Source organism: Nodosilinea sp. E11 (assembly GCF_032813545.1).
Lineage (GTDB): Bacteria > Cyanobacteriota > Cyanobacteriia > Phormidesmidales > Phormidesmidaceae > Nodosilinea.
In genome coordinates, this window is the sequence record NZ_CP136520.1 from 4,438,094 (window position 1) to 4,462,589 (window position 24,496).

Genomic DNA, 24,496 nt, shown 5'->3' on the forward strand with positions numbered 1-24,496 from the left:
ATGGCTATAAAAACCTTTTTCAAAAATATCTATAGACGTTTTAATGTACCTCAATAAAATAAAAATGTTATCTAATTGCTAGAAATGTAGTCATTTTTGAAATACTTTAAAACTATATGCACTAAAGGCTTTAGTTTGTTTGGGATCCTCTCATTTAGAACGACTACTCAGTGATACCATACTAAAATGGGTTGGTCCGCGAACAGGGCAGAGCGGTTCACACACTCTTCGCAATGATTCCGACATTCATGTGAAGTATATAAATTTATTTGGAGAAATGCTTCTCTAAGCATGACAAGTTGGCAATATGGATGCTGATTGAATTAGGCCTTTTTAATGCGATTTTCCTTGCTAATTGGCTTTTTTGATGCTGCATAGACTTGTGCGGATAAAGGTGAATGTTAAATGTAGGAGTAGATTCCTCTAGCGACACTCGGCAAAAGATGCTGCTCTTACTAAAAACATTGCTGGTTCTAGGATGTTTTTCCTTGCATGTTTTTAGTCTGGAAAATATTATCTAATAAGTTTGCAACTCGTTAAGGCGAATAAGAGTGTTGACTTCATTGATCCAAGACTTGTGAATACAATTAATATAGCTGTAGCCAGTCTGGTTAAGGCATTTTCCCTGAAAACGTTTGAACGTTCGAACGTTTCTGAGGTATCTGGATGTTCTAACCCAAGTGACTATGGCTATAATTGCCAAAATTCTTCTATTTGCAAATAGGTGAATGCAAGAAGGCTGGCGAGGGATTGTGCTATTCTCGAGGCCTGTGAGCTGAGAGCAAAGCAGAGGCAACCAAACCGTTAAACACCCTATTCAGACCTATCAGTCCAAGTATTACGAAGCCACTCAGTGTTTGGCCAAAGACCGGGATGCCTTGCGGACCTTTTTCCGACTTCCCTGCTTTGGGAACATATTCGCACCACAAATCCTACTGAATCGACCTTGGCTATATCTCACCGCCCTGATTGGCTGACAAAAGTTTTAAGGTAGGTTGGCGTTGATCGAAGTGAAACCTAACACCAGTAACGGTTTTGTTGGGTTACGCTAGCGCTAACCTAACCTACGGCAGGACAAGGGTTTCATGAGTTTTGTCAGTCAACCAGCTCACCGCCTCCCCAAGCTAGTGTGGCTTACGAGTATTCTTTTTTCACCGGAGTCTAGGTTACAGCTCCGGCAACTAGCCCCGCGATCGCGCCAATCGGTACCAGTTGCCAGGTGGGGCGGCGAAAGTGCACTAGGGCCACCAGGGCCACGATGCCTACGGTGATGGCAAAAACCGTGCGGGGCACAGTGTCTTGCACCAGAGCCGCAGCGGCGAGGGGAATGGCGGCAGCTGCGATCGCCCCCAACACCGCAGGCAGCACCCCCTTGAGAAAGCTTTTGGCCCAGGGGTTTTGCCTTAGCTTCAGCAAAAAGGGTGAGGCAAACATGATGAAGAGAAATGATGGGGTGAAAATTGCTACAGTCGCTACCAAGGCACCTAAGGCACCTGCCACCTTATAGCCCACAAAGGCCGCCGTAATCACCACTGGGCCAGGGGTGAGTTCACCTAGGGCGACGCCGTCGATAAACTGGCTGCGGGTCATCCAGCCAAAGTCATCGACTACGGCGGTTTCGAGCAGGGGAATGATCACCAGGCCGCCGCCGAAGATAAAGGCCCCGGTCTGCAAAAAAAACGTTGTCAGGGGCAGAACGTAGGTTTGGATGCGGTCTAGCCCCCAGAAGCTGGCTACGGCCAGGGGGTCGGCGGTAACGGTGGCCAGTAGATTGGGCAGGCTCTGGGTGATGGGTAGCAACGGCGCAAGCCAGGCGCTGGCGCGGGGAGACGGCCCGGCAGGAGGGGGGGCGGCGGGGGGATAGATAACTAGTCCGGCCAGACCCGCTAGCAGAAAGAGCAGCAGAATGTTGACGCGGAAGATGAGGGAGAGCAGGAGGACGGTGAGGGCGATCGCTATTCCCTGCCAATCTTTAATGGCCTTTTTGCTCAACCTGTAGCAAAAGCCAAAGATAATGGCGATCACCACAGGCGAAATGCCCAAAAACAGGTGTTCAATCTGGGGCACCCCCTGAAACTTAAAGTAGGCCCACGACAGCACCAGCACAATTAAAAACGCCGGGGCAATAAAACACAGCCCCGACACCAGCGCTCCGAGCTGTCCGGCCCGCAAGTAGCCGGTGTAGATGCCTGCTTGAGTCGAGGCAGGGCCAGGCAGCATTTCGCAGATTGCCACCCCTTCGAGAAACTGCTCTTCGGTAAACCAGCCCCGCCGCTCCACCGCCTCCTCGTGGATCATGGCAATGTGAGCTTGAGGGCCACCAAAACCAATCGCACCGAGCTTGAGAAATAGCTGGGCCAACTCTTTGAGGCGAGCCGTCAATTCAATCGAGGAGGAGTCTGCGGCAATAGGCTCTAGATCGGGCGGCTGACTCATAGATCACACAATTGGGTTGAAGCCAATATATTGAGATTTGTGCTCACTGTCCTATATCGAGCACTACATTTTCAGCGGTCATCAGACCAAATTCTACTTGGCTACTCCCGATTCCGCTGGGCGAACGGCGGTAAGGCCTCCGGCTAGGCTATGCCAATGCCCCTACAGCTTGACCGGTGGGGGATCGGGGATATGGAACTCGGATTCGGTATAAGAAGGATTGGGCCAATGCTCACTTGCCAAAGCCTCGAAAGTGGCCGGGCAGTAGGTTAATGCCTAGGGCCGATTTGATTAAGTAGGCCAGCATTAGCAGGCTGACACTCAAGGCCAGGTTAAACCCTAGCAACAGTGCTACTGCTGCGACCCAGTTACCAAATTGGGTTAACCGGGAGGTGGGAAGATTGCGGTGGGCACGGCGACGATCTTTACCCACCATCAGGACGATAAAGTAGCGGCTGATGAGCAGATCAACAGTGAACCTTAGATCTACTAGTTTAGGAGCCGGTTTAGGAATGGCCAAGTCAATCACCCTAGCCACCTCTGCCCGTTGCTGAGCGGTGAAGCTCGCCTGCACTACCGGGTCCAGTTGATCAAGGTAGATGGCGGGGGTAGGCAAAGGTCGTCCGTTGGCCGAAGACAATTTCGCTAAAATTCCTGACCAGCGAATTTTTTGTAAGTACGTTTTTATATCCATCGGGAAGTCATCAATCAGGTCTTGGCCTGAACGGGGCAATGTTAAGGTTTTTACCAAGGTACCCAGATGGGCCACTGAGATTGATAGAGCATAGCCCCGCCCCAAAGGCTCAACAGCAGACTGCCTAGCAGCGCCAAACGCCCACCCCAGCGATAGGCGCGTTTAGCCCGTTGCAGCCGATGACCCACTAAGGCCAGCAGACAGATTACACCTAAGCTCAGTGCCCACAAACACAGCACAGTGTAGGCCCAATATTTATAGGGGCTATTGTCTGGCCAGAACGCTGGGAAGAGATCGAGGGCAATAATGATCGTGATCGCGATCGAAATCACAGCACTGGCGGGTACGACACTGCCCCAGCCAACCGCCAGTCCATAGATGACCAGCAAGGCAGCGACTCCGGCGATCGGTGCTGGGGCAGAGAAAGCCGCCAACCACCACCCCCAAAGCGCCATTCCCAAGCCTAGAACTACCAGTCGCCAAGTCAGCGATAGTGCTGCACCCATAGTCTCTCGGTAAACTGCTAACAACAAAACCCAGATCAGAGGTTAGCCGTGGCTGGGAATTCAACGTTCCTTGAGTCATCAATTTTTCCCTGACTATCAACTTTTCTACCGTTGACCACTAGACGGTTGATCCAACAGCACAGACTATTTACCAACCTTTAAAGTTTACAAATGCTCCAGGCTAAACACATTGGCGATGAAACCCTATCAAGCGATTCCCATTTGCGACTGTGGCGAACCCCTAGTGGCCATTCCAGGCGATCGCTTTGCTCTAATGCAGCCCCATCCTTACCAAGCCTTAGGGGCACCCTACGGCGACCGATCGCCCTACTTTTTGCGAGTGGGGGTGCTGACTGCGTTAGTCGAAGCTCAAGCCCAGCTTCAACGGCAGCGCCCCGGCTGGCGTATTCAAATTTTTGACGCCTTTCGCCCTCTGGCAGTGCAGCAGTTCATGGTAGAACAGGCCTTTCTAGAGCAGGTGCAGGCCCGCGGCTGGACAACGGCAGCATTGACCCCCGAGCAGCGCCAGGAAGTCATGGCGGCGGTGGTGCAGTTTTGGGCGGTGCCCAGCGCCGATGCCACCACCCCACCCCCCCACAGCACCGGAGCGGCCCTAGACGTTACCCTGATGACCGAAACCGGAGCAGTGGTCGATATGGGGTCGCCCATTGATGAGATATCACCGCGATCGCACCCCAACCACTTTGTCGCCAGCTCTAACCTGGCTGAGCAAGGCTGCCATGCCCACCGCACCCTGCTCAACCAAGTGATGGAATCAGCTGAATTTCGCCGTCACCCCAACGAATGGTGGCATTTTTCCCTGGGCGATCAGCTCTGGGCTTGGCAACGGCGGCAGGAAACCGGTAGCGACAAGTTTTTGGCCCACTATGGGCGCGCCTCGGTAGACTTGTGGGTACAGTGATACCAGCAGTTCTGGCGGCAGTTCTGGCAAGACGTAAGGGGAGGCAGGGGTGATGGCAGGGGAAAAGAAATCGGCGATGCAGTGGATGCAAGTTAGGTCGTGGTTACGCCTCTCGGCCATGGCCCTGCTGACCACCCTGGCTGCTGCCACCCCAGCCCGATCGCAATCTACCGCTATTCTGCAAGAGTCGCTGCAGCTGGCGGTTTGTCTAAACGACTGGCCAACGGCGATCGCCCGCGCTAGCCAAATCGAACAGGTGCCTGGTCTGCCCGTCAAAACCCGCGCCGAGCTCGTCGGCTGGCGTCGCCAAATGCAGCGGTTTCACCTCAACCAAACCGCGGTTCCAAACATTGCCGGTTGTGAGCCAGTGCTCGCGGGGTTTGGCATCCCCGGCTATACGGGGCGGCCCATCCAGATCGATCGCGCGCTGGCCTCCAGGCTGGGTTTAGGTAGCCCCAGGGTTGACCAAGCCATTCGCCAAGAAGAAGCTCTGTGGCAAGCTGGGTTAGGCGTTACCACCGATACCCCCCTAAGCCCCCTGGCGGCGGCCCGGCGCATTAACACCCGCAGCGGCAGTGGTGTCTCCACCGGAGCCGTTGGTCGTTGGATCGACGTTTACGCTTTTCTCGGGGCTCAGGGGGATGTGGCCGCTCTCGCCCTCGATGTGATCGAGCAACGCCAAGGCCTTCTCTACGCTGACGACAACTCCCTTCTCTTTTTGTTTGATGCTGAAGGTCGCCTGATCACCGAGGCTGGTACTACCTCAGACCGACAACCCCGGCTTGATAACATCACTCTGCCCGCCACTGGCATGTACTACGCTGCCGTTACCACCCCCCAGCACCGCCCCGTCCTCGACGAGGCTGGTTTGATTACGGGTTGGCAAGGCATCGGCACCAGCGCCGTCACCTATACTCTGACCATCCATGGGCTCACACCGTCGCCGCAGCTAGGCCTAAGCAGCCGAGCGCTCACCCATCCACAGCCCTAGGGCTGTCGGCAAATGCCAAACACCGAGGTAAACCCGTGCAGAAACGTGGTCTGTCCTAAAGGGCCAATCTCCCCTCCGCAGAAAAAGCCGCCCAAGGGCACCCCCGGCAGGTATTGGGCAAATAGACCCGAGTCAAAGTTGGCCCGGTCATAAAGGCCAGCGCCGCGCCCCATACAAGAAAACATCAGCGCCCCCACCGGCGAGGTGTCCACCGGGGTTTGCTGCTGGTAGCGTTGCAGCAAGTTTTCGAGGTCAAGGGCCGAGGTTTGAGCGTCGCGCAAGTGAAACTGCACCCGTTGCCCTGGGCGCAGGCGATCGCCCACGGCGATCGCCCCCATTTTGGGGTCTACTCCCAGCAGCGTGCGAATCAAAAAGTCGCCAGGGTCGAGGCTAAGCTTGAAGCTGTCCTGGGCTATGCCAATAAAGAGAGAACTCTGGGCCAGCTTGCGCTCGGCCTCAGACAGGGTTTCGAATAGATCCTGCAATAGCTCCAGAGGGGGACGCACCGCCTCTCCCTCCTCAGGACGACCCAGGGATAGCAAAATGTTGCGCTCAGCTTTCTCAACCTGGTAGACCGGACCAATCGGGCGGCACCCCTGAGCCACAATGGCATCTAAGACCACCGGCCCCGAGAGAGCAACCCCCACAATCCCTTCGGTGTGCAACGTGCGATCGCAAAATAGACCGCTGTGGCGATTGAACCCGTCGACACTCGCCAGACCACCAATCTTTACCCCACTGGGATAGGCGAAATCTAGCCCCTGCAGCAGATCCGTCACGCTCGACGAAAAGGGGTCGGCCATCAAAATAAACTGCGGGTTGTCCTCTGGGGCCACCCCGATCAACTCCGCCCAGGCCATTGGGGGGCTATCTAGGTCGGGCAAATTGTCTGCCGACAGATGGAAGCTCCGCACCGCCACCCCCGGCAGCACCGCTAGGGTCAGACTCAGTGCCGGTGTGTCTTCCAGTTCCTGGGGCTGACTGTGGGCGTCCATCCCCACAATGCCGCCGCCACTACACCCCACCAAAACCGGCAAAGGCAGCAAGTCCTGTAGCAGAGGCAGCAGACGGGCAAACTCACTCGTAAACGACGATGAAATAAACACCAAACCCAGGGTAGGGGGTGCCGTCAAACGACCCTTAAGTTGGGCTACTACGTCTTTCACTGCCCCTTCCAACGACGGGCAGGTAGACACAGCGTTGGCCCACTCCATGGTGGGGTTGGGTTTTTGGGGAATGTCGCTCATCGGGTATGCCCCCTCTTCTCGTGGTTCCAGTCTAGATCGGATTGCTCATTCCCCCAGTAAATCGGCTCCGGTGCACAATGTTCAGCAGTTACCCCCACCATTGTGAAGCCATGTAAAATAATTGATAGGTACTTATACTGAAGTTAGTGCAGGCGATAGCCGAGGTCTTAGCCTCGACCGTCAAGGACGATACCCTCCCTCAAGGGGTGCGGTTTTCATCGCCAGGCCATCTAAACGGGTGAAGTATACTAGGCCTGAAGTCGAAATAGTCTTATCCAAATCAACGGATGGGCTGAGATTATTCTCTAGGCCGCAGTCCCCACGGTAGTTGTTTACACACGAGAAAGGACGGATATGAGCGAGAACATCAAAGAGCGCATTGAGAAAGAAATCGAAGATGCCCGTGCGGCCTGTGATACTTCCGGCAGCAGCTCCCAAGAGTGTGCCGCCGCTTGGGATGCTGTAGAAGAGCTTCAAGCTGAGGCTTCACACCAGCGCGAGAAAGGCACCGACAAAACTTCATTAGAAGCCTACTGTGACAGCAATCCCGAGGCCGACGAGTGCCGGGTGTACGACACCTAAACCCCGTCAAATATCTGCTCAGATATTAAGACTCCCTTAAGAAGCGTCCTGGCCTACCAGGGCGTTTCTAGCGTTAATCACCCTCTTTGGCGCTTACTCCTTAAATCATCGCTGATTTACTTTTCCATGGCCTTGACCGTTTACGGTATCCCCACCTGTAGCACCTGTAAGAAGGCCTTGCAATGGCTTTGACCGTTTACGGTATCCCCACCTGTAGCACCTGTAAGAAGGCCTTGCAATGGCTAGATAGCCATGCGATCGCCTACGACTTCGTCAATACCAAAGAGCATCCGCCCAGCCAGGCTACCATTGCTGCCTGGGTAGCGGCCCTGGGCAGCAAACCCATGCGTAACACGTCAGGGCAGTCGTACCGAGCCCTCGGAGACGAAAAACAAACTTGGAGCGATCTTGACTGGATTGAGGCCTTCAGCCAAGACGCCATGCTGCTGAAACGGCCTCTATTTGAGAAAGATGGTCAAGCTGTTTTGGTTGGCTTTCGAGCCTCTGAGGCTCTCTTGCAAACTACCCTAGGCAGTTAGTTACTGACTGGGGAAATACGACAACCTCAACTGGGGGCAAGGTCTAGCAATCTATAACGCAAAGATGGCAGCTTTCGTCGCTCTAGGCGCTTTTTCCTCTAAGCTTGGGGTTAGACAACCTGGAAACATCAAGGACAAACCTCGGTGTAAGGGACTGCCATTTGGCCAACCAAAAAAGGTTCCAACCCCCTGGGGATCGGAACCTTAAGCGAGGTTATTTAACCTCAACAGCAGTAAGGCTTAATCAATTAGTCAATGGCTCGCTTGACGTTGTCTTTTGCGTCTTCTACACCGTGGCGAACATCAGACTCAGCCTGCTTGGCTTTGCCTTTAGCCTGGGCTTCGCGATCGCCAGTTACCTTACCGGCACCTTCTTGAACTTTGCCTTCTACATCTTTGGCAGTTGCTTTGGCTCTATCTTCAATAGACATAGCGTAATCGTCTCCTGAGGAGTTACTTCTACAGCTTAGAAAGAAGCTATACCATTACCCTCTATAGGGAGGCAGAAAGCTATCTCTGTCAAAATGTAGGCCTTGTTACCATTAGTTCCTGCAGGTTTGCCAGGTGAACAGTGCAGGTTTGCTTCTAGGGAGTATCCTGAAGCATCATGGGTGGCGGGTCTCTCAGTAGGCTTTCAACTCAGGACTTGAACTGGGGTTTGAACTATGGAGTATTGGGAATTTCTGCTGCAAAAGGAGGGAGACCAAAGCTGGTTGCCCCTCGATACCGCTCAGGTAGAAATTTTAGAGGGTCGCTACCGGGTGATGGTCCATACCAGTCAGACCAATACTCCGGTGCACATTCAAATTAGTCAGCTGTCTCCCGAAGGAGACAGACTAACCGCCAATGCCCCTAAGCCAACCCCTAAACGACGCACTTTGCGCCGCCAGGGAGAAATCAACAACAACGGGTTAATGGTAGTCATGCCCTTCACTCGCCTGGGCGAAGGCATCTGGGACCTTCAATGTGCTAGCGCAGCCGAGGCGGAGCAGAGCAGCACCGCCTCAGCCAAAGAAAGGACTAAAGAAACGCCTAAACCCTGGCGCTATGCCGTGCAGCTGCGGGTGGTTGCCCAAGACTCTGTCGATGATGACGACTGGTTTGCCGACGACGGTAGTACTGGTCTAGGGGCCATGAGCGCCGACCAGCTACCTGGGGGTACTATAGCCGCCCATCCGCCGTCAAACGCTACACCTGCCCTCGATCTCCGGGCTGTTGCCGCCGCTATGGATGCGTTTCAGATTCAGCTGGCGGCTGATGCTTCAGACCAGGTCTTGCCCTATGCTCTGACCCTACCCCACACGGCCCTGCTGGGTAGCGAGGGGGAGCTGCTGGAGCTAACCGCCACGGTGACCGCTCAGGCCGCAGGCGCTCCCCGCGATCTGCTCACGCTGATTATGCGCCTGTCAGACCCCCAAACAACCGCGACCCTAGCCTTAGAGTCAGCTCCCGTAGCCACCCCCGGTCTACCCGCTCGCCTGATGCTTACAGTGACGGTGCCCACTGGGTTGTCTACCCGATTACTGCTGGGCGAAGTGGGACTGTTAGCAGGTACTGAGGTAGTGGCGGTGCAGCGGTTTACGGTCACGGTAGATGTGGCGTTGCTGTTCGATGCGATCGCCAACCAAGCTGAGACCAAAGCCGACCTGAACGTTGTGTTTCCGGCTGACGATCTAGACCTAGATGCCGATGAGACTGCACCACGCCCCCCTGCCCCCGACCTCAAAACCTGGGATATTGTGAGCCGGGGAGCGCCCCCTCGGAAAATGCCAATTCTCACCTTGCCCCGCAGCAGTCCAGGGCTACCTCCAAAGATTTACTATCCCTCTTCCTACGAAGCTGCGGCCCACCAGCCCTCTCTTCCCCTCGTGGGTCGCACCAAGCTTTCTCCTCGGCCAGTCCAGGCAGAGGAAGGCTCTACTGCTCCGATAACCGGTCACCTAACTAACCCAGCGCCCAAGCGGGGGCTAAGTTTGCCTCCCCTAGCCTCCCCTCAACAGACCGACGACCCTGCGGCTGTTTTAGCTGAGCAATCGCTTACCGTTCGCTCAAAAGCTCAAAACCAGGCACCTCAGCTCATCTCCCATGAGGCCATGGGCTTTAAAGACCTGAAGCTGCAAGACCGCTTCTGGAATCGACTCAATGAGCTAGCGGTCAATCTTCAGCAGGAGGCCGTAGACAACCGGGCCACCGTCGATGTTGACCCTGGAGACACTCCCGCTTCTGAAGCGCCCCTGGAGGCCACCCCACAGTTTGTTCCCTTTGCGGGAGAAGTGGTGATTTACGAGGACGAAGATCCTACTCTGATTGACTTAAAAACGGCCCTATCCCCTAATCTAGCTAAGGAATCAGGGGATGCAGCCGAGACAGTCACACCACCGATGCCAAGTCTGGACTTGCCAGAGGGCGATCTCATTGCCGGTGACCCGATAGTCGTGACCTTGCGGGTGCCCTTTCACCCAAACCGTTTGTACCTAAAAGTTTGGATCACTGATCCCCAAACTCGCACCCTAGCTGACGAACCGCGCCAACTCATGAACCTGCTGCCCAACGGCCAGGGGCAGCTTGAAGGCAGCCTACAGCTCACAGTACCTTTAGGCTGCCTAGAGGCCTGGTTTGAGGCCATTACCATTGACATGATGACTCAGCAAGAGAGCTACAAAACCTCAGTTAGCCGAGCTATTACCCCTGCTGGGCTATCTTCTCCGTCCTTAGACGATTTTCAGCTTTAGCTAGCAGCCAGCAAAAATCATAACTACTCTGGGCAAGGGTTCCAGGTTCTAGGGTGGAGGTGACGGAGCTCGTTGACCAATCCCTGAAACCTGAAACCTAAGGATTATCCCTCCTGCCCTTAGTCTAGGGGCACTGATCATACCCGGATCAATCGAGAAAAACTTGAGGTTTTGCAACGAATCCTAAGTAAATACTGCAAAAAGTAGGGTTCCATACCAAGGATACCCCTACAATAATGGCGGCTTTTCTAGGCTGAGCAGCCCCATAAGCCTCTGGTTACGGGGTCTGCTCAGGTTATGAAAGGGCTAGTCGTTGCCTTGGAGCAAGGGTTGTTTAAACCCTGGTAAATCTTGGTTTTTAGGTTTGGACAAATCAGGCTTAGCACCAGAGGTCAGGCCGCCATCCTGATTATCAGACGGTCTGATAAGTGGTTGAAGTTCCAAGTTTGCCCTCAATTGCCAGCGTTAAGGTAAAGACTCTATCCCCCCATCACACATCGCTATCTAGGACGGGTGACAATGTATTTTATGTCAATGTTGAAAGCGGCTGCTTTGACTGCAGCCACCCTTGGGGTACTAGGTGGGGCAGGGCAGGCCGTTGCCCACAACCATACCCCCATCCAGTCTGCAGTTGGTCAAACCGGCACGTTGCTAGCCCAGACCTTCGATGCGATCGCTATTAACGAAGCAAATTTTTTAGTGGTTTCTGTACCGGGTAGTGCAGCTCAGCCCCACCGGCTTTATATCGTTGAGCAAGTTCAACCGAATCCCCCCTGCTGGAGTGTGGCCAACACCGTCGGTGGGCGTACCGAAATCAATGCCCTCTGGAATACCTTTGATTTCTCAGGTGTTTGTCGCCTCCAACGCGATAGTAATGGCTATGCCATTCGCCTAAATGGTCAAGATGTTGCCGGGGCTCGCTTTGAGGTTAACCAGCGGGATGGCGACTTGCTGCTACAGTTTGCGCCGAGCACTGTTTCGCGCAACCGCATCACGATTGGCCGCACCAACGGTATTAGCTCGACTGGCTTTGCCCGCATTACCCTCAACCCTGGCTGGTCGTTGGCTAAGCGTACCTTCGGTGGGCAAATCGTAAGCTCTCACCTTGTTTACTTCACCAACGATGCCACCCTAGCTCAGCTACAGGCTAACGAGGGTATTGCTATCAGCCCTGGGCCTGGGCCTGGCACTGGTCAGCCTCCCGTCACCCCGCCTCCAGCACCGGCCTTCCGAGATATTCAGGGGAATCGCTACGCTGCTGATATCACCCGTGCTGCTGGTCTCGGTGTGATCTCTGGCTTCGCTGAAGACAATACTTTCAGGCCCACTACGCCACTGACTCGGGAGCAAGCGGTTTCGGTGATCATTGAAACCGCAGCCAGAATCTTGCCCACCTCGGTAATTGCCCAAGCCGATCAACAGGTGTCTAGAGCGCCCTTCCCCGATGTGGCAGCCAACCGATGGAGTGCCCTCAAGATCCGTCAGGCACAGCAGTTAGGGTTTGTCAGTGGCGATGCTGGCACCGGCAACTTCCGCCCCACCGACAATGTCTCTCGGGCCGAGCTCATGGCCATGATGTACCGGGTGGCGCTAGTGCGCGCCAATGCTGGTGCAGGAGACACCACTAGCACCGCGCCAGTGCCCGGTCTCGATCCTGCCACTGGCGGTCTGGTGCCCAATATCGCTAATCCCCCTAACTTTACCGACATCAGTGGCCACTGGGGGGCCAACGCCATTCGGCAAATGGCGGCGGTATGTGCGATCGCCACTCCCCTCAACGAGACAGGCACTAACTTTGCACCCAACACCAACGCCCTGCGCGACTATACCGCTGCCGCTGCTGTGCGGGCCATCGACTGCCCCGCTGCCCGGCCTCAGTAGACTACTGGCTAGAGGGCAAAATTGCCCCAAAGCTAATTAAACTCAAAGCTCAAAGGAGGGTTCAGCGAACCCTCCTTTTTTTAAGCCTTGCCCCCATCGTTAGTGCGTTCCTGATGCGTTGCTATCGTACTGCACAGAGCAAACCATAGCGAATCAGACCGCTTTGTAATCCCTGGCGCATAGGCCCCAAAGCCAGGGCCCCCTGCAACGTACCGGGACCAGCCTTAAGTAAGCCTGCCACACCTTCCGGACTGAGAGCCGAGGCAATCACATCATCCCAAAAGGGGGCCACTGCCAGAGACCAATCGGCGCTGGTCAGGTTAGTAAAGCCACAATTGCGGGCGATCGCCTCATAGTCAGGCAGCGCAATCACATAAGGCAAACCATACACCTGATAGATCCAGCTAAGCTGCTGCTGCTCTAGCCAAGTCAACGGCCCCGCCAGCGAAGTCGTCGGACGATGACACCAGGTCGCCATTAGCAACTTGCCCCCCGGCTTCAACACCCGATAGCACTCCTGCAAAAAAGCTACCTTGTCAGGCATGTGCTCTCCGCTCTCCATCGACCACACCAGATCAAAGCTCTGATCTGCAAAGGGAGTATCCAAAGCATCAGCCACCTGAAACCCAGCGCAAGGGGGCACTTCTTCCCCCAAATTAGCCGCCTGAGCCCGCTCCATCGCTCGTTGAGCCTGCACCGGGCTCAAGGTAATCCCCGTAACCTTGGCCTGGTAGCGAGTGGCCAACTCCAGCGAGCTACCGCCAATACCACAGCCACAGTCCAAAATATCCTTTGCCTCAGTTACTCCCGCCCAACTCAGACACTCATTGATCAGATCAATCTGAGCCTGACGACGGTTCTTACGCTGGCGACCGTCAGCACCATAGTAGCCGTGGTGCATGTGCTCCCCCCAGATCTGCTCCCACAGACCAGAGGCTTCATCGTAGAAGGTCTGAATTTTTCCGTACAGGGCATTAGCCATAGCACCTCAACTACAAAAAACATTGCCCCACACCGGAGCTAGCCGGTTAAATCTTGCGTCATAGTGGCCGAGAGCGTCAACTCGTGGAAATATAGGGTTGCCCCGCTCCCCACCCTTGGCAGGATGCCCAGCCTATGAAGATGACGGTTCCACGCACCATATGCCTCGGTTTTTTAGTGCTGATTGCCGTCGGTACTGTGCTGCTGCTGCTGCCCTTTGCTACCACCAGTGGCCAGTGGAACGATCCCCTGGTGGCCTTGTTTACAGCAACCTCCGCCGTCTGCGTCACTGGCCTCATTGTCGTCGATACCGGTAGCTACTTCTCAGCCTTCGGCGAAGCCGTAATTCTCACTCTCATTCAAGTAGGTGGGTTGGGCTACATGACTGCTAACACGTTCTTAGTGCTGCTGCTGGGGCGACGGCTAGGCCTCAAGGAGCGCTTAGCCATTCAGCAGTCAATGGACAACACCGCCCTAGCTGGCGGCAAGTCCCTAATTCTTTCCATCATTGGCATGACTCTGGTGTTTGAGCTCACCGGCCTGTTTTGCCTCTATCCCGTGTTTAGCCAAGACTACAACTCCGGCTATGGGCTGTGGCTATCGGTGTTCCACAGCATCAGCGCCTTTAACAATGCCGGCTTTAGCCTCTTTGAAGACAGCCTTGTCGGCTATGCCCTTAACCCGTGGGTAAACGCGGTGATCACCGCCCTAGTGATTCTTGGCGGCATTGGCTACCAGGTAATTATGGAGTTGCTCAACTGGGTAAGAAATCGCCTGGCGGGCAATCGCTGCCGGGGCCTATTTTCCCTCAATTTCAAAGTCGTTACCAGCACAACCGCTGTCCTGTTGGCACTTGGCACCATCGCCTTCTTTATCACTGAGTTCAACAACCCAGCCACCCTAGGCCCAACTACGGTCCCCTTCAAGCTCCTGCTAGCTTGGTTTCAGTCAGTTATTGCCCGCACAGCTGGGTTCAACACCACTGACATTGGAGCGATGGGCAATGCCTCGCTATTTATCATGATTGCCTTGATGTTTATTGGAGCCAGCCCCGGCAGTACAGGTGGCGGTATTAAAACAACTACCATTCGAATTTTGATCGCCTGCACTCGTATGGCTCTGCAAGGCAAAGAACAAGTGCTCTGCTTTCGGCGGCAAATTCCCACTAGTCGCGTGCTTAAAGCTATTGCTGTGGTCGTTGGGTCGGGGTTAGCCGTGGTTAGTGCCACCGCACTGCTGGCCGTTAGCAACCCCAATCTAAGCTTTATCACCGTTCTGTTTGAGTCGGTATCAGCCTTTGCCACCGTCGGGCTTTCCACCGGCATTACCGGTGAACTATCCGACTTTGGCAAATACGTGATTATTGTCACCATGTACCTAGGCCGGGTAGGTATCTTGTTGTTTATGGGTGCTCTGTTGGGCGATCCCAAACCCTCAGCTATTCAATACCCAGAGGAGGAGCTGCTAATCGGGTAATCGAGCTGGGTGTACCCGCAAGGCCAGTAGTGCCGTAAAGGCTTACGGTGCGCTCATTTTTGAATGAGGTCAGCCAATTGGTTGCATTTGGGCTATGGATACCCCTCTAACCATTAACATGGAAAGAGTTGACGATATTCCTCTGCTGCTGGCCCAGCTGAAGCGGATGAACGTGTAACCCCTGTTGGACGACGACTTCCCGATCTATGGGAACTGGCAAGGACTGAATTTTGGCCATCGGGTCATGGTCTGGCTGAGCCACATCCTACCGCAAGCGGATTACCGTCTGAACGCTATTCAAGCTTTGGTAGGCGACATCAGAAAACCTTGTGGCAGGGTTGACAGCAACCGGTTCGTTCCCGTAACCAGACACGCATCAGTTTGTCGATCAAGAAAGTTCACTAAAATATAATGCTTTGATGGACTTCCTCAAGTGACTTCCTTGGCTAAGTGTTTTCTTCTGTAACATTGATAACTAGATGGAGTTGTGACTTCTAAAGATAGCTCAACAACTCAGTGTCTAGGAGTGATTATCGTGGATAGGGTAGGATTGATTGCAATCGGGCGAAACGAAGGCGAACGCCTGCGGCAGTGCTTAACTTCGGCGATCGCCCAAGCATCTCATGTTTTATATGTTGATTCAGGGTCTACCGATCACAGTCTTGATATTGCTCGGTCCTTGGGTGTTAGCGTTGTTAGCCTTGACTTATCAATTCCATTTACTGCGGCTCGTGCACGGAACGCCGGATTTGAGCAGTTGCTAAAGTCAGTCCCTAACCTAGACTATATCCAGTTCATCGACGGAGACTGTGAGCTAGTGCAAGGTTGGATTGAGCAAGCGGTGAGAGTGCTAGACGAACAACCTTCTCTTGCAGTTGCCTGTGGTCGCCGTCGAGAGAGATATCCCGATGAATCCGTCTATAACAAATTATGTGACTTGGAATGGGATACTCCGATTGGAGAGACGAATGCTTGCGGAGGTGATGCCCTTGTACGAGTAACAGCATTCAATCAAGTGAATGGGTTTAATCCTACTTTAATTGCAGGTGAAGAGCCTGAGCTGTGTGTCCGACTTCGCCAAAAAGGTTGGAGGATTTTCCGCATTGATGCTGATATGACCCTTCACGATGCTCAGATGTATAATGTCGGTCAGTGGTGGAGACGTTTTCAGCGGGCAGGACATGCCTATGCAGAAGGGGCTTGGCTACATGGTCAACTACCCGAACGGCACTGGGTAAAGGAAAGCTATAGTATTTGGATATGGGGCTTAGCTGTACCCATTGTTTCTCTATCTCTGATATTTTATACCCAAGGGCTAAGTTTGCTGTTGCTTAGTTTGTATCCGCTATGCATATATAAGATTTATCGATATGGACAGCAGCATGGATTTAAAAGAAGGGACGCTGTTTTATATGCAACATCCTGTGTTTTAGGAAAGTTTCCAGGTGTGCAAGGGCAACTTATATTTCATTGGAATCGCTTAACGGGAAGAAGTAAGCAGATTATTGAATACAAGTAATACTATTTAAATTAAAGATGGCCTTATATAAGAGAAGCTTGAAATCTTGATAAAACCTAGTGCATAGAAGCTTTTCCTTAGATTGGTGCCGAAAATTTATATTTTGAGGCCATTGGTCTTATTGGGCAATCACTAAAATTTTATCGCTTATTAGTTACCGTAATTTTTTGGAATCACAGTTAGTTTTTATGCTTAGTAAGCAACTGCCTGGTCAAGCTGAATCTACTAAGACGGATTATTCTGATCCGGCCTCTCTTCCTGCTGTGCTTGTAGTCATTCTCAACTATCGAACTCCCAATTTGACGATTGAATGTCTGCACTCTTTGGTGAACGAGGTTAAAGATTTACCTAACCTCCGAGTTGCAGTAACAGATAACAACTCAGGCGACGATTCAAATGAGAGAATTGCGGGGGTAATCGCTAAAGAAGGCTGGGAATGGGCGACGTTTATGCCCTTAGAACGCAACGGAGGATTCGCCTACGGCAGTAATTTCCCGATCCGGCAAGCCTTAGCTGGGGGAAGTTTACCACCTTATGTGCTGCTACTAAATCCCGACACAGTAGTTCGACCTGGTGCAATTCGAGCTTTGGTAGAGTTTATGGAGCAAAACTCCAAAGTTGGAATTGCCGGCAGTCGTCTGGAAGATCCGGATGGCACTCCTCAATGTTCAGCTTTTCGCTTTCACACAATCTGGAGCGAATTTGATGGTGGGCTGCGTCTAGGCCTAATTTCTAAAGTTCTCTCTAAGTGGATTGTTGCCCCGCCTGTTTCAGAGGTTGCTTGTACCACTGATTGGGTTGCTGGAGCCAGCATGATGATTAGGCAGGAGGTCATTGAACAGGTAGGTTTAATGGACGAAGATTACTTTATGTATTACGAGGAGATGGATTTTTGTCTTCAAGCTAATCGTGCCGGATGGCCATGTTGGTATGTGCCCGAGAGTCATGTTGTACATTTGGTTGGTCAAAGTTCTGGTGTTACTAATACAAAAAAACCACCTAAACGCAGGCCTAAGTATGTTTTTGACTCTCGATATCGCTACTTCTTGAAAAATTACGGCTCACTCTATTTAGTAATTGCAGATATAGCATGGATCATAGGCTTTGCAAGCTGGCGATTGCGGCGGTTTATACAACGAAAGCCAGATGAAGATCCTCCCTACCTATTATGGGATTCTTTACGCAATAGTTTTTTATTCCGAGGTTTGAGGTTGAATTCTTAACGAAATTTTATTGCCATGACTGAAGTTCATCGCTCTAAAAATTTTTCTCTTTGTTAACTCAATCTTACTTGGTTTTTCAGGCAAACTTACTTCAACAACGTATGGCCCACTTACCTGATACTTCCTCCACCCTATCTAGGGCTCAGGTTAGTCCTAAGGTAGATTATCAGTACTTATCGTTAAGTACTTTATGGGAACAGATTAAGGAAGATTGGGTTGCACATGGTTGTGACTGGACAAAACCTGGGTTTCGTGCGGTTTTTGCTCATCGCTTTGGTGTTTGGCGAATGGGTATCAAAATAAAGCTCTTGAGAGCTCCTCTGAGTTTGCTATATCGGATGATGTATCGAAAGGTTCGAAACACCTACGGAATTGAACTGCCTTACACTGTTGAACTGGGTCGCCGAGTAATTATTGAACATCAGGGATGTATTGTTATACATGGGAACAGTATTATTGGCGATGACAGCATTATTCGGCAGGGTGTGACTATAGGTTTAAGACATTTAGACAAACCTTTAGAAGCCCCTACATTAGGATGCCGTGTTAATGTCGGTGCGGGAGCCAAGCTTTTTGGGAACATTCATATTGGTGATGACGTCAATGTAGGCGCTAATGCAGTTGTCCTGGATAGCATTCCATCAGGATGCACAGTCGTAGGTATTCCGGGTAAAATAGTTAAGACTAGAAAATTCTAGAGTTCATTAATTAAATCTTATTTGCTTTCTTGGGAAGGCTTAAAAGTTGAAGAATATGAAACACCGTGACTTAAATTCTAATTTTCAGCGAATTCTGGGACTGCATAAGAATGGCTTGAAACTTCCCTTTAGGATAGTGCTCTTACTGGTTCTGTCGTCTATTTTTATTCCTGTGCCCACGCAGGCTCAAGAGTCTATAAGACTAGACGCTCCAAGAGCTAACGAAGCCTCGGTGGGAGAACCCAGATTTCCTATTGAAGATGCTTATAGGCTAGGTAGAAGCGATGAAATTAGAATTAGGCTTTTTGGAGTCGATCCAGACTTTTTTGAACGGGAAAGGTATATCATTCCCGTGGATGGACGATTGAATTTGCCTTGGGTAGGTGAAGTACGTGTCGATGGCCTGACCATTAGGGAGGCTGAAACTCAAATTGAGTCTAGTTATGCTCCCTTTATCAAAAACCCTAATGTTACGGTTACCTTAGTTAGCCCTCGCTCTTTACGAGTTGTTGTCGCAGGAGAGATCCAACGTCCTGGTTCCTATACGCTTACACCTCGTGAACAGGGGGTCGGGGGTGGTCTAGCTGAGGTGGGAGGTAATCCTAATGACTGGCCCACTGTCATTACAGCTATTCAAGCTGCGGGTGGATTACAGCAGCAGGCAGATCTTAGGAACGTTCAGCTGCGCCGCTTAGATCAGAATGGTTCCACACGAAATCTGAACGTAGATTTATGGGCGCTATTGCAAGGTGAAAATGCGCCTCAGGATTTTACTTTGCGTGATGGTGACACCATTTTGGTTCCAACAGCTACAGTTCTTGACCCCTCTGAAGCTCAAAGAATTGCGATCGCAAACTTTTCTCCAGACGGCATAGCTATAAATATTGCTGGCGAAGTTAAGACACCTGGGCTGGTCGATCTTAGACCTAATTCATCTCTTAATCAGGCTATTTTGGCCGCAGGTGGTTTTGACAACCCTAGAGCAAAGTCCGGATCAGCAAATCTGATTCGTCTAAATCCTGATGGCACAGTAGTAAACCGTATTATTCAGGTCGATTACTCAGAGCCTTTAAATGAAGAGACTAATCCAGCACTCCGCGAAGGTGATATTGTCTTAATCTCTACTAGTAATCTAGCACGAACCTCAGATTTCTTAAGTTTAGTTGGAGGGGCTATTAACTCAGTTATCAATCCAATCTTTCAAGTCCTGGGAATCTTCAATATTCTCAACAATAACAATAACTAAGAAGCTCGCAAGCTTTCTTGGCTCGGTGTTTCCTTAACCCAAAGTTCTTTATCCTTAGGCACTGTATGTATATATCTCCTCTTTGAGCCAAGAAATCGCTATGACTCCTTGCTGATGCAACCCATCGCTTCCTTTTTTTAAGGAGGAAAAGACATCTTCTTGACAAAAACGATGAAATCCCTCTTTAACGGGCTTTAAAGGTAGACTTTTTAGTTGATTGTTTTTTTGGCCGACTTGAGGTGCTTAAAGGACAGTTGCCATGGCCAACCTAGCCAAATAGATTTCTGCTCGAACCCCTGTCCTCCCCGTGATGTCATAATTTTTAACCTGACAAGACTGCTGACCAAACATTAGCTTCTCTTCTGACGCTTTGCTGATTGATATATCTTTTCAAGAAAAACATGTGCAGACGTAGATTGCCTGAAGTTATCTTGAGAATTTAAAATTTGGCGGGTGTGGCTGTAAAATGTACAAAGCATATAAGATTCTTCAACGAAATTTTCATGTAAATCAAACCGATGATATGGATGATCGAAACGCCTAGGTAGCTGTAATTGGTGAGGTGAGCCTATTCCTGTTTTTATGGCGAATCTTCAAGTAAGGTTGTCTAGTATTCATCAAAGAACTTTTTGCTGCTTGGAATGGGTGCTCTACTTGCTTTTTTAGGGCTTTAAGTAAATACGTATTTTTATTGTTTTTATTCATAATAGGTAAGAGGGCGGGATGGAAATAGTTCAAAGTTCTTATGAGTCGATGGCTAGCCACACGCCGGCTCAGTTGCAATCAACCCCATTAGAAAGTTCAAGTAGCGAAGCCAGCGAGCAGCAGGGTATCAATTTTCGTCCCTTGCTACGTATTGTTCGTCGCAATGCTTTGCTAATACTTGGCGCTACAGCCCTGACAACAGGTTTAGCCTACTGGCTTAGCCTTGCAGCAGCGCCACTCTATCAGGGTAACCTTAGGTTGCTAGTTGAACCTGTTACTCCTGAGAGAAGGCTTTCGGACCCTGGAGTTGTCGCTCGGGGAGATGATCGAGCAAGACAACAGTCTAGCCCTCTAGACTATGCAACTCAGTTGGTCATTCTCCAAAGCTCGGGTCTGCTGTCTGACGTCGTAGAGCAGGTTCAGGCAAGTTTTCCTGATTTTCGAGAGAGGGATCTCAGAAAAGGCCTAACTGTAGAAAGATGTTGCTCTGGGGATGGTGTTGGAGGAATAGGTGGGCAGGAAACGAGGATTCTTGAAGTGACCTATGAAGACTCTGATCCTCAGCGAGCAGATCTGGTTTTGGAGCTGATTTCGAATCGGTTCCTTCGCTACAGCCTTGAAGAGCGCAAGAGCAGCATTAGTGAGGGGGTTAGGTTTATTGACGAACAACTGCCTGCCTTAGAGAATCGGGTTTCGTTGCTACAGTCCCAAATTCAATCGCTCCAGGAACAGTATTTGCTGACTGATCCCCAAGCCCAGGGGGCACAACTTTCTACTCAGCTCGCGGATCTTTCAAATCAGAAAATGCAAACGGATTCGCTACTTCAAGAGCAAGTTACTCTCTACCGAAATTTGCAGACACAATTAGGCCTAAGCCCGAATCAAGCGCTCGCATCTTCTACTTTAAGCGAAGACCCTGGTTATCAAAATCTTCTCAGGCAGCGAGAGGAAGTTGAAAGTCAAATTGCTGTTGAATCTGCTTTCTATAATGAAGCTAGCCCTGTGATACAGGCTTTGCGGGATCAGCAAAATGAGTTGTCTTCTTTACAAGAAAGACGAGCAAGAGAAGTTTTAGGATCTGCATTCGGTGAATTAAATGGGCCCCAGATGCTCGCCTATCAAAATTCTATTCGCAGTGACCTAATTCAGCAAATGGTCAATTCAGCGAATGAGATTCAAGTGCTTCAGGCCCGTTCCAATGCCCTTGAGCAGGCTAACAGTTCGGCTGGCCAGAGGGTACAGCAGTTTCCGGCTATAGCACGGCGGTATGCTGAATTGCAGCGTGAGTTACTGCTGGCTACTCAGACTCTAGATCGCCTTTTAGCTCAAAGAGAAACACTTCAAGTTGAGGCTGCTCAGAATGAATTTCCTTGGGACTTAATTTCTAGTTCTCAGGTTCCTAGAGATGTAGATGGAAATCCAGTTCCTGAAGAGGGTAAGCTGCCTCGAAATATGGCTTTGGGTCTATTTGCAGGCCTGATGGCAGGAATTGGCGGGGCCGTTTTGACTGATAGGAGTAAAAATGCGTTTCTCGATCTAGCAGATCTTGAGGAAGAGACAGCTTTACCGATTCTGGCTACTATCCCCTACTGTGAAGAAGCTGTGCGCCTACAGCAAGCTTCTACTGCTGTTCTTCTTGATAAGGCAGATAGAAAAAATGGCGCTAATTTTTACTCCTTTACTAACTCGTTTAACTCTGCTTATGCAAAAATCCGTCTTTCACCTTCGGCGGAGTCGATTAAATCTATAGTAATTGCTTCAGCTTGTCCTCAGGATGGGAAGTCTACTCTAGCTTTAAACCTCGCTAAGGCTGCTCTCCTAGCTAATCAGCGTGTTTTGCTAGTGGATGCCAATCTCCAATCTCCTCAACTTCATCAGATTCTTTCTTTGACTAATTCGAGCGGGCTCAGTGAGGTTTTGCTTGGCGAACTATCTATTGAGGATGCGATTGAGCCTGTGCCACATACAGAAAATCTCTTTGCTATACCAGCAGGGCAGTCTTTATCCCGATCGAGTAAGTTGCTAGCATCCAATCAGATGAATCAACTTGTTCAGAAGCTGCATAATTCATTTGACCTAGTGATTTACGATACACCTAGTTTTCAAGAATCCTCAGATGTTAGCTTTTTAACATCCTATGCCTCTAGCTCATTAATAGTTGTGGGAATTCGGAAGACGGATAAGAGCGTTGTCAATCACATGATGCAGGAATTTAGAGAATTTAATCTACCTTGTTTTGGGATTGTTGCTAATTATGTGTAGCTTTTGCAGGCATTTCCTATAGACCGAGAGGGGGCCATTCCCACGTTGGTACCTGATTGACTGACAAAAGTTTTAAGGTAGGTTGGCGTTGAGCGAAGTGAAACTCAACACCAGTAACGGTTTTGTTGGGTTTCCCTAGATCAACCTAACCTACGGTAGGACAAGGGTTTCAGGAGTTTTGTCAGTCGACCAGCTTTGGTACACCGAAACCCAGCTCTCACCCCAGTTTTACACTATCCAGACGAGTCTGTTGACAACCTTACCTAGTACCCCGCCAAGCACTAGTGCAAATTGGTCTGCAAGCCAGTCGGCTAAGCATCCACTGGGCTAGGGGCAGTACAGAGTATCGCGGGTGTTGCGTCCGGTTACCGGATTGGTGCCCTGAGCAACCTCGCACAGCATGGTGTTGACTTTGGGGTCGAGCAGCACGTCGGTAAAATCGGCCCCGTCGATGATTGCCCCCCGAAAGTCAGTGCCAAAGGCGTAGGCCCCTTCCAGAATGGCGTTGGTGAGATTAGCCTGATAGAAGCGGGCTCCATCGAGAGTAGCCTCGGTCATATCGGCCCCTTCCATGTTGGCGCGGGCCAGGGTGGTATCAAATAGCCGCACGCCGCGCAGGTTGGTGTGACTCATGTCGGCTTCGGCCATATCGGCACGGGTATAGTCGTTGCCGCGCAGGTCTTGGTTTGACCAGTCGCTCATTCTTAGGTTTTGGCGATCGTAGCTGGTGGCTTGGGCGGGGCTGCCCCATCCCAGGCAAAGGGTGAGCACCATCAGCGTGGCTACAAACATCCGACACAGGCTGGATCGACTAACCATGGCTCCTAGGGCATTTGACTACATCTCTGAGTCTACAGGTTGACCTGGGCCAAACCAATCCCCCAGTTAGCTGGTATCGTTTAGCCGGTATTATCTGTGCTGTCAGCAGTAGAGGGGCAGCGCTCACCAAGACAGTTGGCGATCGCCCCTAGTCTCTAAACAAGTGACTAAAATCTCGGTTTTTGGGCAGCTTTAGCTGAAAAATATCACTCAGCACGGTTTCTAGCTCACTCGCCGAGGCGATCGGGCGCTTTTCAGTCACTCCGGTCAGAAAATGGGTGGCTAGTTCGGTATTGCGCAGGCCGTAACGGCGATCGCGCTCAACCCGGGCCGCGATCAGGTGATTGACAAAGATTGAGTTGGGGTGGGTAGAGACATGCCAGTTGCTCACTCCATAGTCGCAGGGGTACTGAGCTTGCAAATCGAACTGGTATAGAGATTTCCAGTCTGGGCCGATCTGCGCCTGGAGTGTAAATAGGCCATGGTTCTCAATCAGACGAAAGCGCTCGTGGGGGGTCTCCTGCACCAGATTTGGCACCAGCCGCAGCGGGGCGGTTAGCGTTAGCCCCCCAAACCCTACATCGGCGATATAGGGCTCCCCCTCTAGATCTACCAGCAGCACCATGTGGCTGCGAGGGGTCAGCGTATCGGGAGGCAAGTTCCACAGCACTCGCGCCCCTAGGCCCGTAACCTGAAATCCCAGGCTGGTTAAGACCGATCGCAGCAGCCCATTGTGCTCAAAGCAGTAACCGCCGCGATCGCCGTAAACCAGCTTTTGCACCAGCGAGGGCAGGTCTAGCTCTACCGGCTGACCCAGAAACGAGCTGAGATTTTCAAAGGCGATTGCCTGGGGATGGCGCTGGTGAATGCCTTGCAGAGTGGCCAGACTAGGATCGTGGGAACCCTCGTGGCCAATGCGTTGAAAATAGGCCTCAAGGTCAGCGACAGCAAGGGGAGTAGCCAGGGACATCGGTGATTTAGGCGGAAAGAATTAGGCATTTAGTCTACTTCACAGCGTTCTGCCGTTGCGCTGCACC

General features: G+C 51.5%; 20 protein-coding genes. 12 read left to right on the forward strand and 8 right to left on the reverse strand.

Features of this window, described 5'->3' with window-relative positions; all coding sequences use genetic code 11:
• Window positions 1–1,161: 1,161 nt before the first annotated feature.
• The 3 genes from chrA to RRF56_RS22065 form a co-directional block, all read right to left on the reverse strand.
• A complete protein-coding gene (gene chrA, locus RRF56_RS22055) occupies window positions 1,162–2,436 on the reverse strand; it encodes a chromate efflux transporter (protein WP_317035298.1) in 1,275 nt (424 codons plus the stop codon).
• Between the two features lie 232 nt (window positions 2,437–2,668).
• A complete protein-coding gene (locus RRF56_RS22060; RefSeq protein ID WP_317035299.1) occupies window positions 2,669–3,130 on the reverse strand; it encodes a hypothetical protein in 462 nt (153 codons plus the stop codon).
• 50 nt (window positions 3,131–3,180) lie between these two features.
• Entirely contained in the window at window positions 3,181–3,636 is a 456-nt protein-coding gene (locus RRF56_RS22065; RefSeq protein ID WP_317035300.1) for a hypothetical protein, read from the reverse strand.
• Between the two features lie 196 nt (window positions 3,637–3,832).
• On the opposite strand from RRF56_RS22065, the gene RRF56_RS22070 reads away from it, so the two are divergent.
• Both RRF56_RS22070 and RRF56_RS22075 read left to right on the forward strand, forming a co-directional pair.
• On the forward strand, window positions 3,833–4,558 hold the full coding sequence (locus RRF56_RS22070; RefSeq protein WP_317035301.1) for a M15 family metallopeptidase: 726 nt from the start codon (window positions 3,833–3,835) through the stop codon (window positions 4,556–4,558).
• A 52-nt stretch (window positions 4,559–4,610) separates the two neighbouring features.
• A complete protein-coding gene (locus RRF56_RS22075) occupies window positions 4,611–5,549 on the forward strand; it encodes a hypothetical protein (RefSeq protein ID WP_317035302.1) in 939 nt (312 codons plus the stop codon).
• Here the strand turns inward: RRF56_RS22075 and RRF56_RS22080 are convergent.
• The gene (locus RRF56_RS22080; protein ID WP_317035303.1) at window positions 5,546–6,796 is read right to left on the reverse strand and encodes an FIST N-terminal domain-containing protein; all 1,251 of its coding nucleotides are present in this window, start codon (window positions 6,794–6,796) and stop codon (window positions 5,546–5,548) included. The two genes, RRF56_RS22075 and RRF56_RS22080, sit on opposite strands and share 4 nt — an antisense overlap.
• 354 nt (window positions 6,797–7,150) lie before the next feature.
• On the opposite strand from RRF56_RS22080, the gene RRF56_RS22085 reads away from it, so the two are divergent.
• Entirely contained in the window at window positions 7,151–7,378 is a 228-nt protein-coding gene (locus RRF56_RS22085) for a Calvin cycle protein CP12 (protein WP_317035304.1), read from the forward strand.
• A 182-nt stretch (window positions 7,379–7,560) separates the two neighbouring features.
• Window positions 7,561–7,917, forward strand: coding sequence for a Spx/MgsR family RNA polymerase-binding regulatory protein (locus RRF56_RS22090; RefSeq protein ID WP_317035305.1), 357 nt, complete (start codon window positions 7,561–7,563; stop codon window positions 7,915–7,917).
• 248 nt (window positions 7,918–8,165) lie between these two features.
• On the opposite strand, the gene RRF56_RS22095 is transcribed toward RRF56_RS22090, so the two are convergent.
• Complete coding sequence (locus tag RRF56_RS22095; RefSeq protein ID WP_317035306.1) at window positions 8,166–8,348, reverse strand: CsbD family protein; 183 nt, start codon at window positions 8,346–8,348, stop codon at window positions 8,166–8,168.
• 234 nt (window positions 8,349–8,582) lie between these two features.
• On the opposite strand from RRF56_RS22095, the gene RRF56_RS22100 reads away from it, so the two are divergent.
• Both RRF56_RS22100 and RRF56_RS22105 read left to right on the forward strand, forming a co-directional pair.
• A complete protein-coding gene (locus RRF56_RS22100) occupies window positions 8,583–10,649 on the forward strand; it encodes a hypothetical protein (protein ID WP_317035307.1) in 2,067 nt (688 codons plus the stop codon).
• A 552-nt stretch (window positions 10,650–11,201) separates the two neighbouring features.
• Entirely contained in the window at window positions 11,202–12,530 is a 1,329-nt protein-coding gene (locus RRF56_RS22105) for a DUF3747 domain-containing protein (RefSeq protein WP_317035308.1), read from the forward strand.
• A 121-nt stretch (window positions 12,531–12,651) separates the two neighbouring features.
• Here the strand turns inward: RRF56_RS22105 and RRF56_RS22110 are convergent, their stop codons facing one another.
• A complete protein-coding gene (locus RRF56_RS22110; protein ID WP_317035309.1) occupies window positions 12,652–13,512 on the reverse strand; it encodes a methyltransferase domain-containing protein in 861 nt (286 codons plus the stop codon).
• A 140-nt stretch (window positions 13,513–13,652) separates the two neighbouring features.
• Here RRF56_RS22110 and RRF56_RS22115 point away from each other — a divergent pair, with 140 nt between their 5' ends.
• The 6 genes from RRF56_RS22115 (at window position 13,653) to RRF56_RS22140 (ending at window position 22,640) form a co-directional block, all read left to right on the forward strand.
• Complete coding sequence (locus RRF56_RS22115; protein WP_410510672.1) at window positions 13,653–14,987, forward strand: TrkH family potassium uptake protein; 1,335 nt, start codon at window positions 13,653–13,655, stop codon at window positions 14,985–14,987.
• 535 nt (window positions 14,988–15,522) lie between these two features.
• Window positions 15,523–16,506 (forward strand): glycosyltransferase, encoded by a 984-nt coding sequence (locus RRF56_RS22120; RefSeq protein ID WP_410510673.1) that lies wholly within the window; start codon window positions 15,523–15,525, stop codon window positions 16,504–16,506.
• 167 nt (window positions 16,507–16,673) lie between these two features.
• Entirely contained in the window at window positions 16,674–17,729 is a 1,056-nt protein-coding gene (locus RRF56_RS22125; protein ID WP_317035312.1) for a glycosyltransferase family 2 protein, read from the forward strand.
• Window positions 17,730–17,779: 50 nt separating this feature from the next.
• Window positions 17,780–18,427, forward strand: a complete 648-nt coding sequence (locus RRF56_RS22130; RefSeq protein ID WP_317035313.1) for a serine O-acetyltransferase — start codon at window positions 17,780–17,782, stop codon at window positions 18,425–18,427.
• A gap of 55 nt (window positions 18,428–18,482) precedes the next feature.
• Window positions 18,483–19,673, forward strand: coding sequence for a polysaccharide biosynthesis/export family protein (locus tag RRF56_RS22135; RefSeq protein WP_317035314.1), 1,191 nt, complete (start codon window positions 18,483–18,485; stop codon window positions 19,671–19,673).
• Between the two features lie 723 nt (window positions 19,674–20,396).
• A complete protein-coding gene (locus tag RRF56_RS22140; RefSeq protein ID WP_317035315.1) occupies window positions 20,397–22,640 on the forward strand; it encodes a GumC family protein in 2,244 nt (747 codons plus the stop codon).
• A 327-nt stretch (window positions 22,641–22,967) separates the two neighbouring features.
• On the opposite strand, the gene RRF56_RS22145 is transcribed toward RRF56_RS22140, so the two are convergent.
• Window positions 22,968–23,459: a pentapeptide repeat-containing protein gene (locus tag RRF56_RS22145; RefSeq protein ID WP_317035316.1), complete on the reverse strand. Its 492-nt coding sequence runs from the start codon at window positions 23,457–23,459 to the stop codon at window positions 22,968–22,970.
• Between the two features lie 148 nt (window positions 23,460–23,607).
• On the reverse strand, window positions 23,608–24,429 hold the full coding sequence (locus tag RRF56_RS22150) for an arylamine N-acetyltransferase (protein ID WP_317035317.1): 822 nt from the start codon (window positions 24,427–24,429) through the stop codon (window positions 23,608–23,610).
• Between the last annotated feature and the right edge of the window lie 67 nt (window positions 24,430–24,496).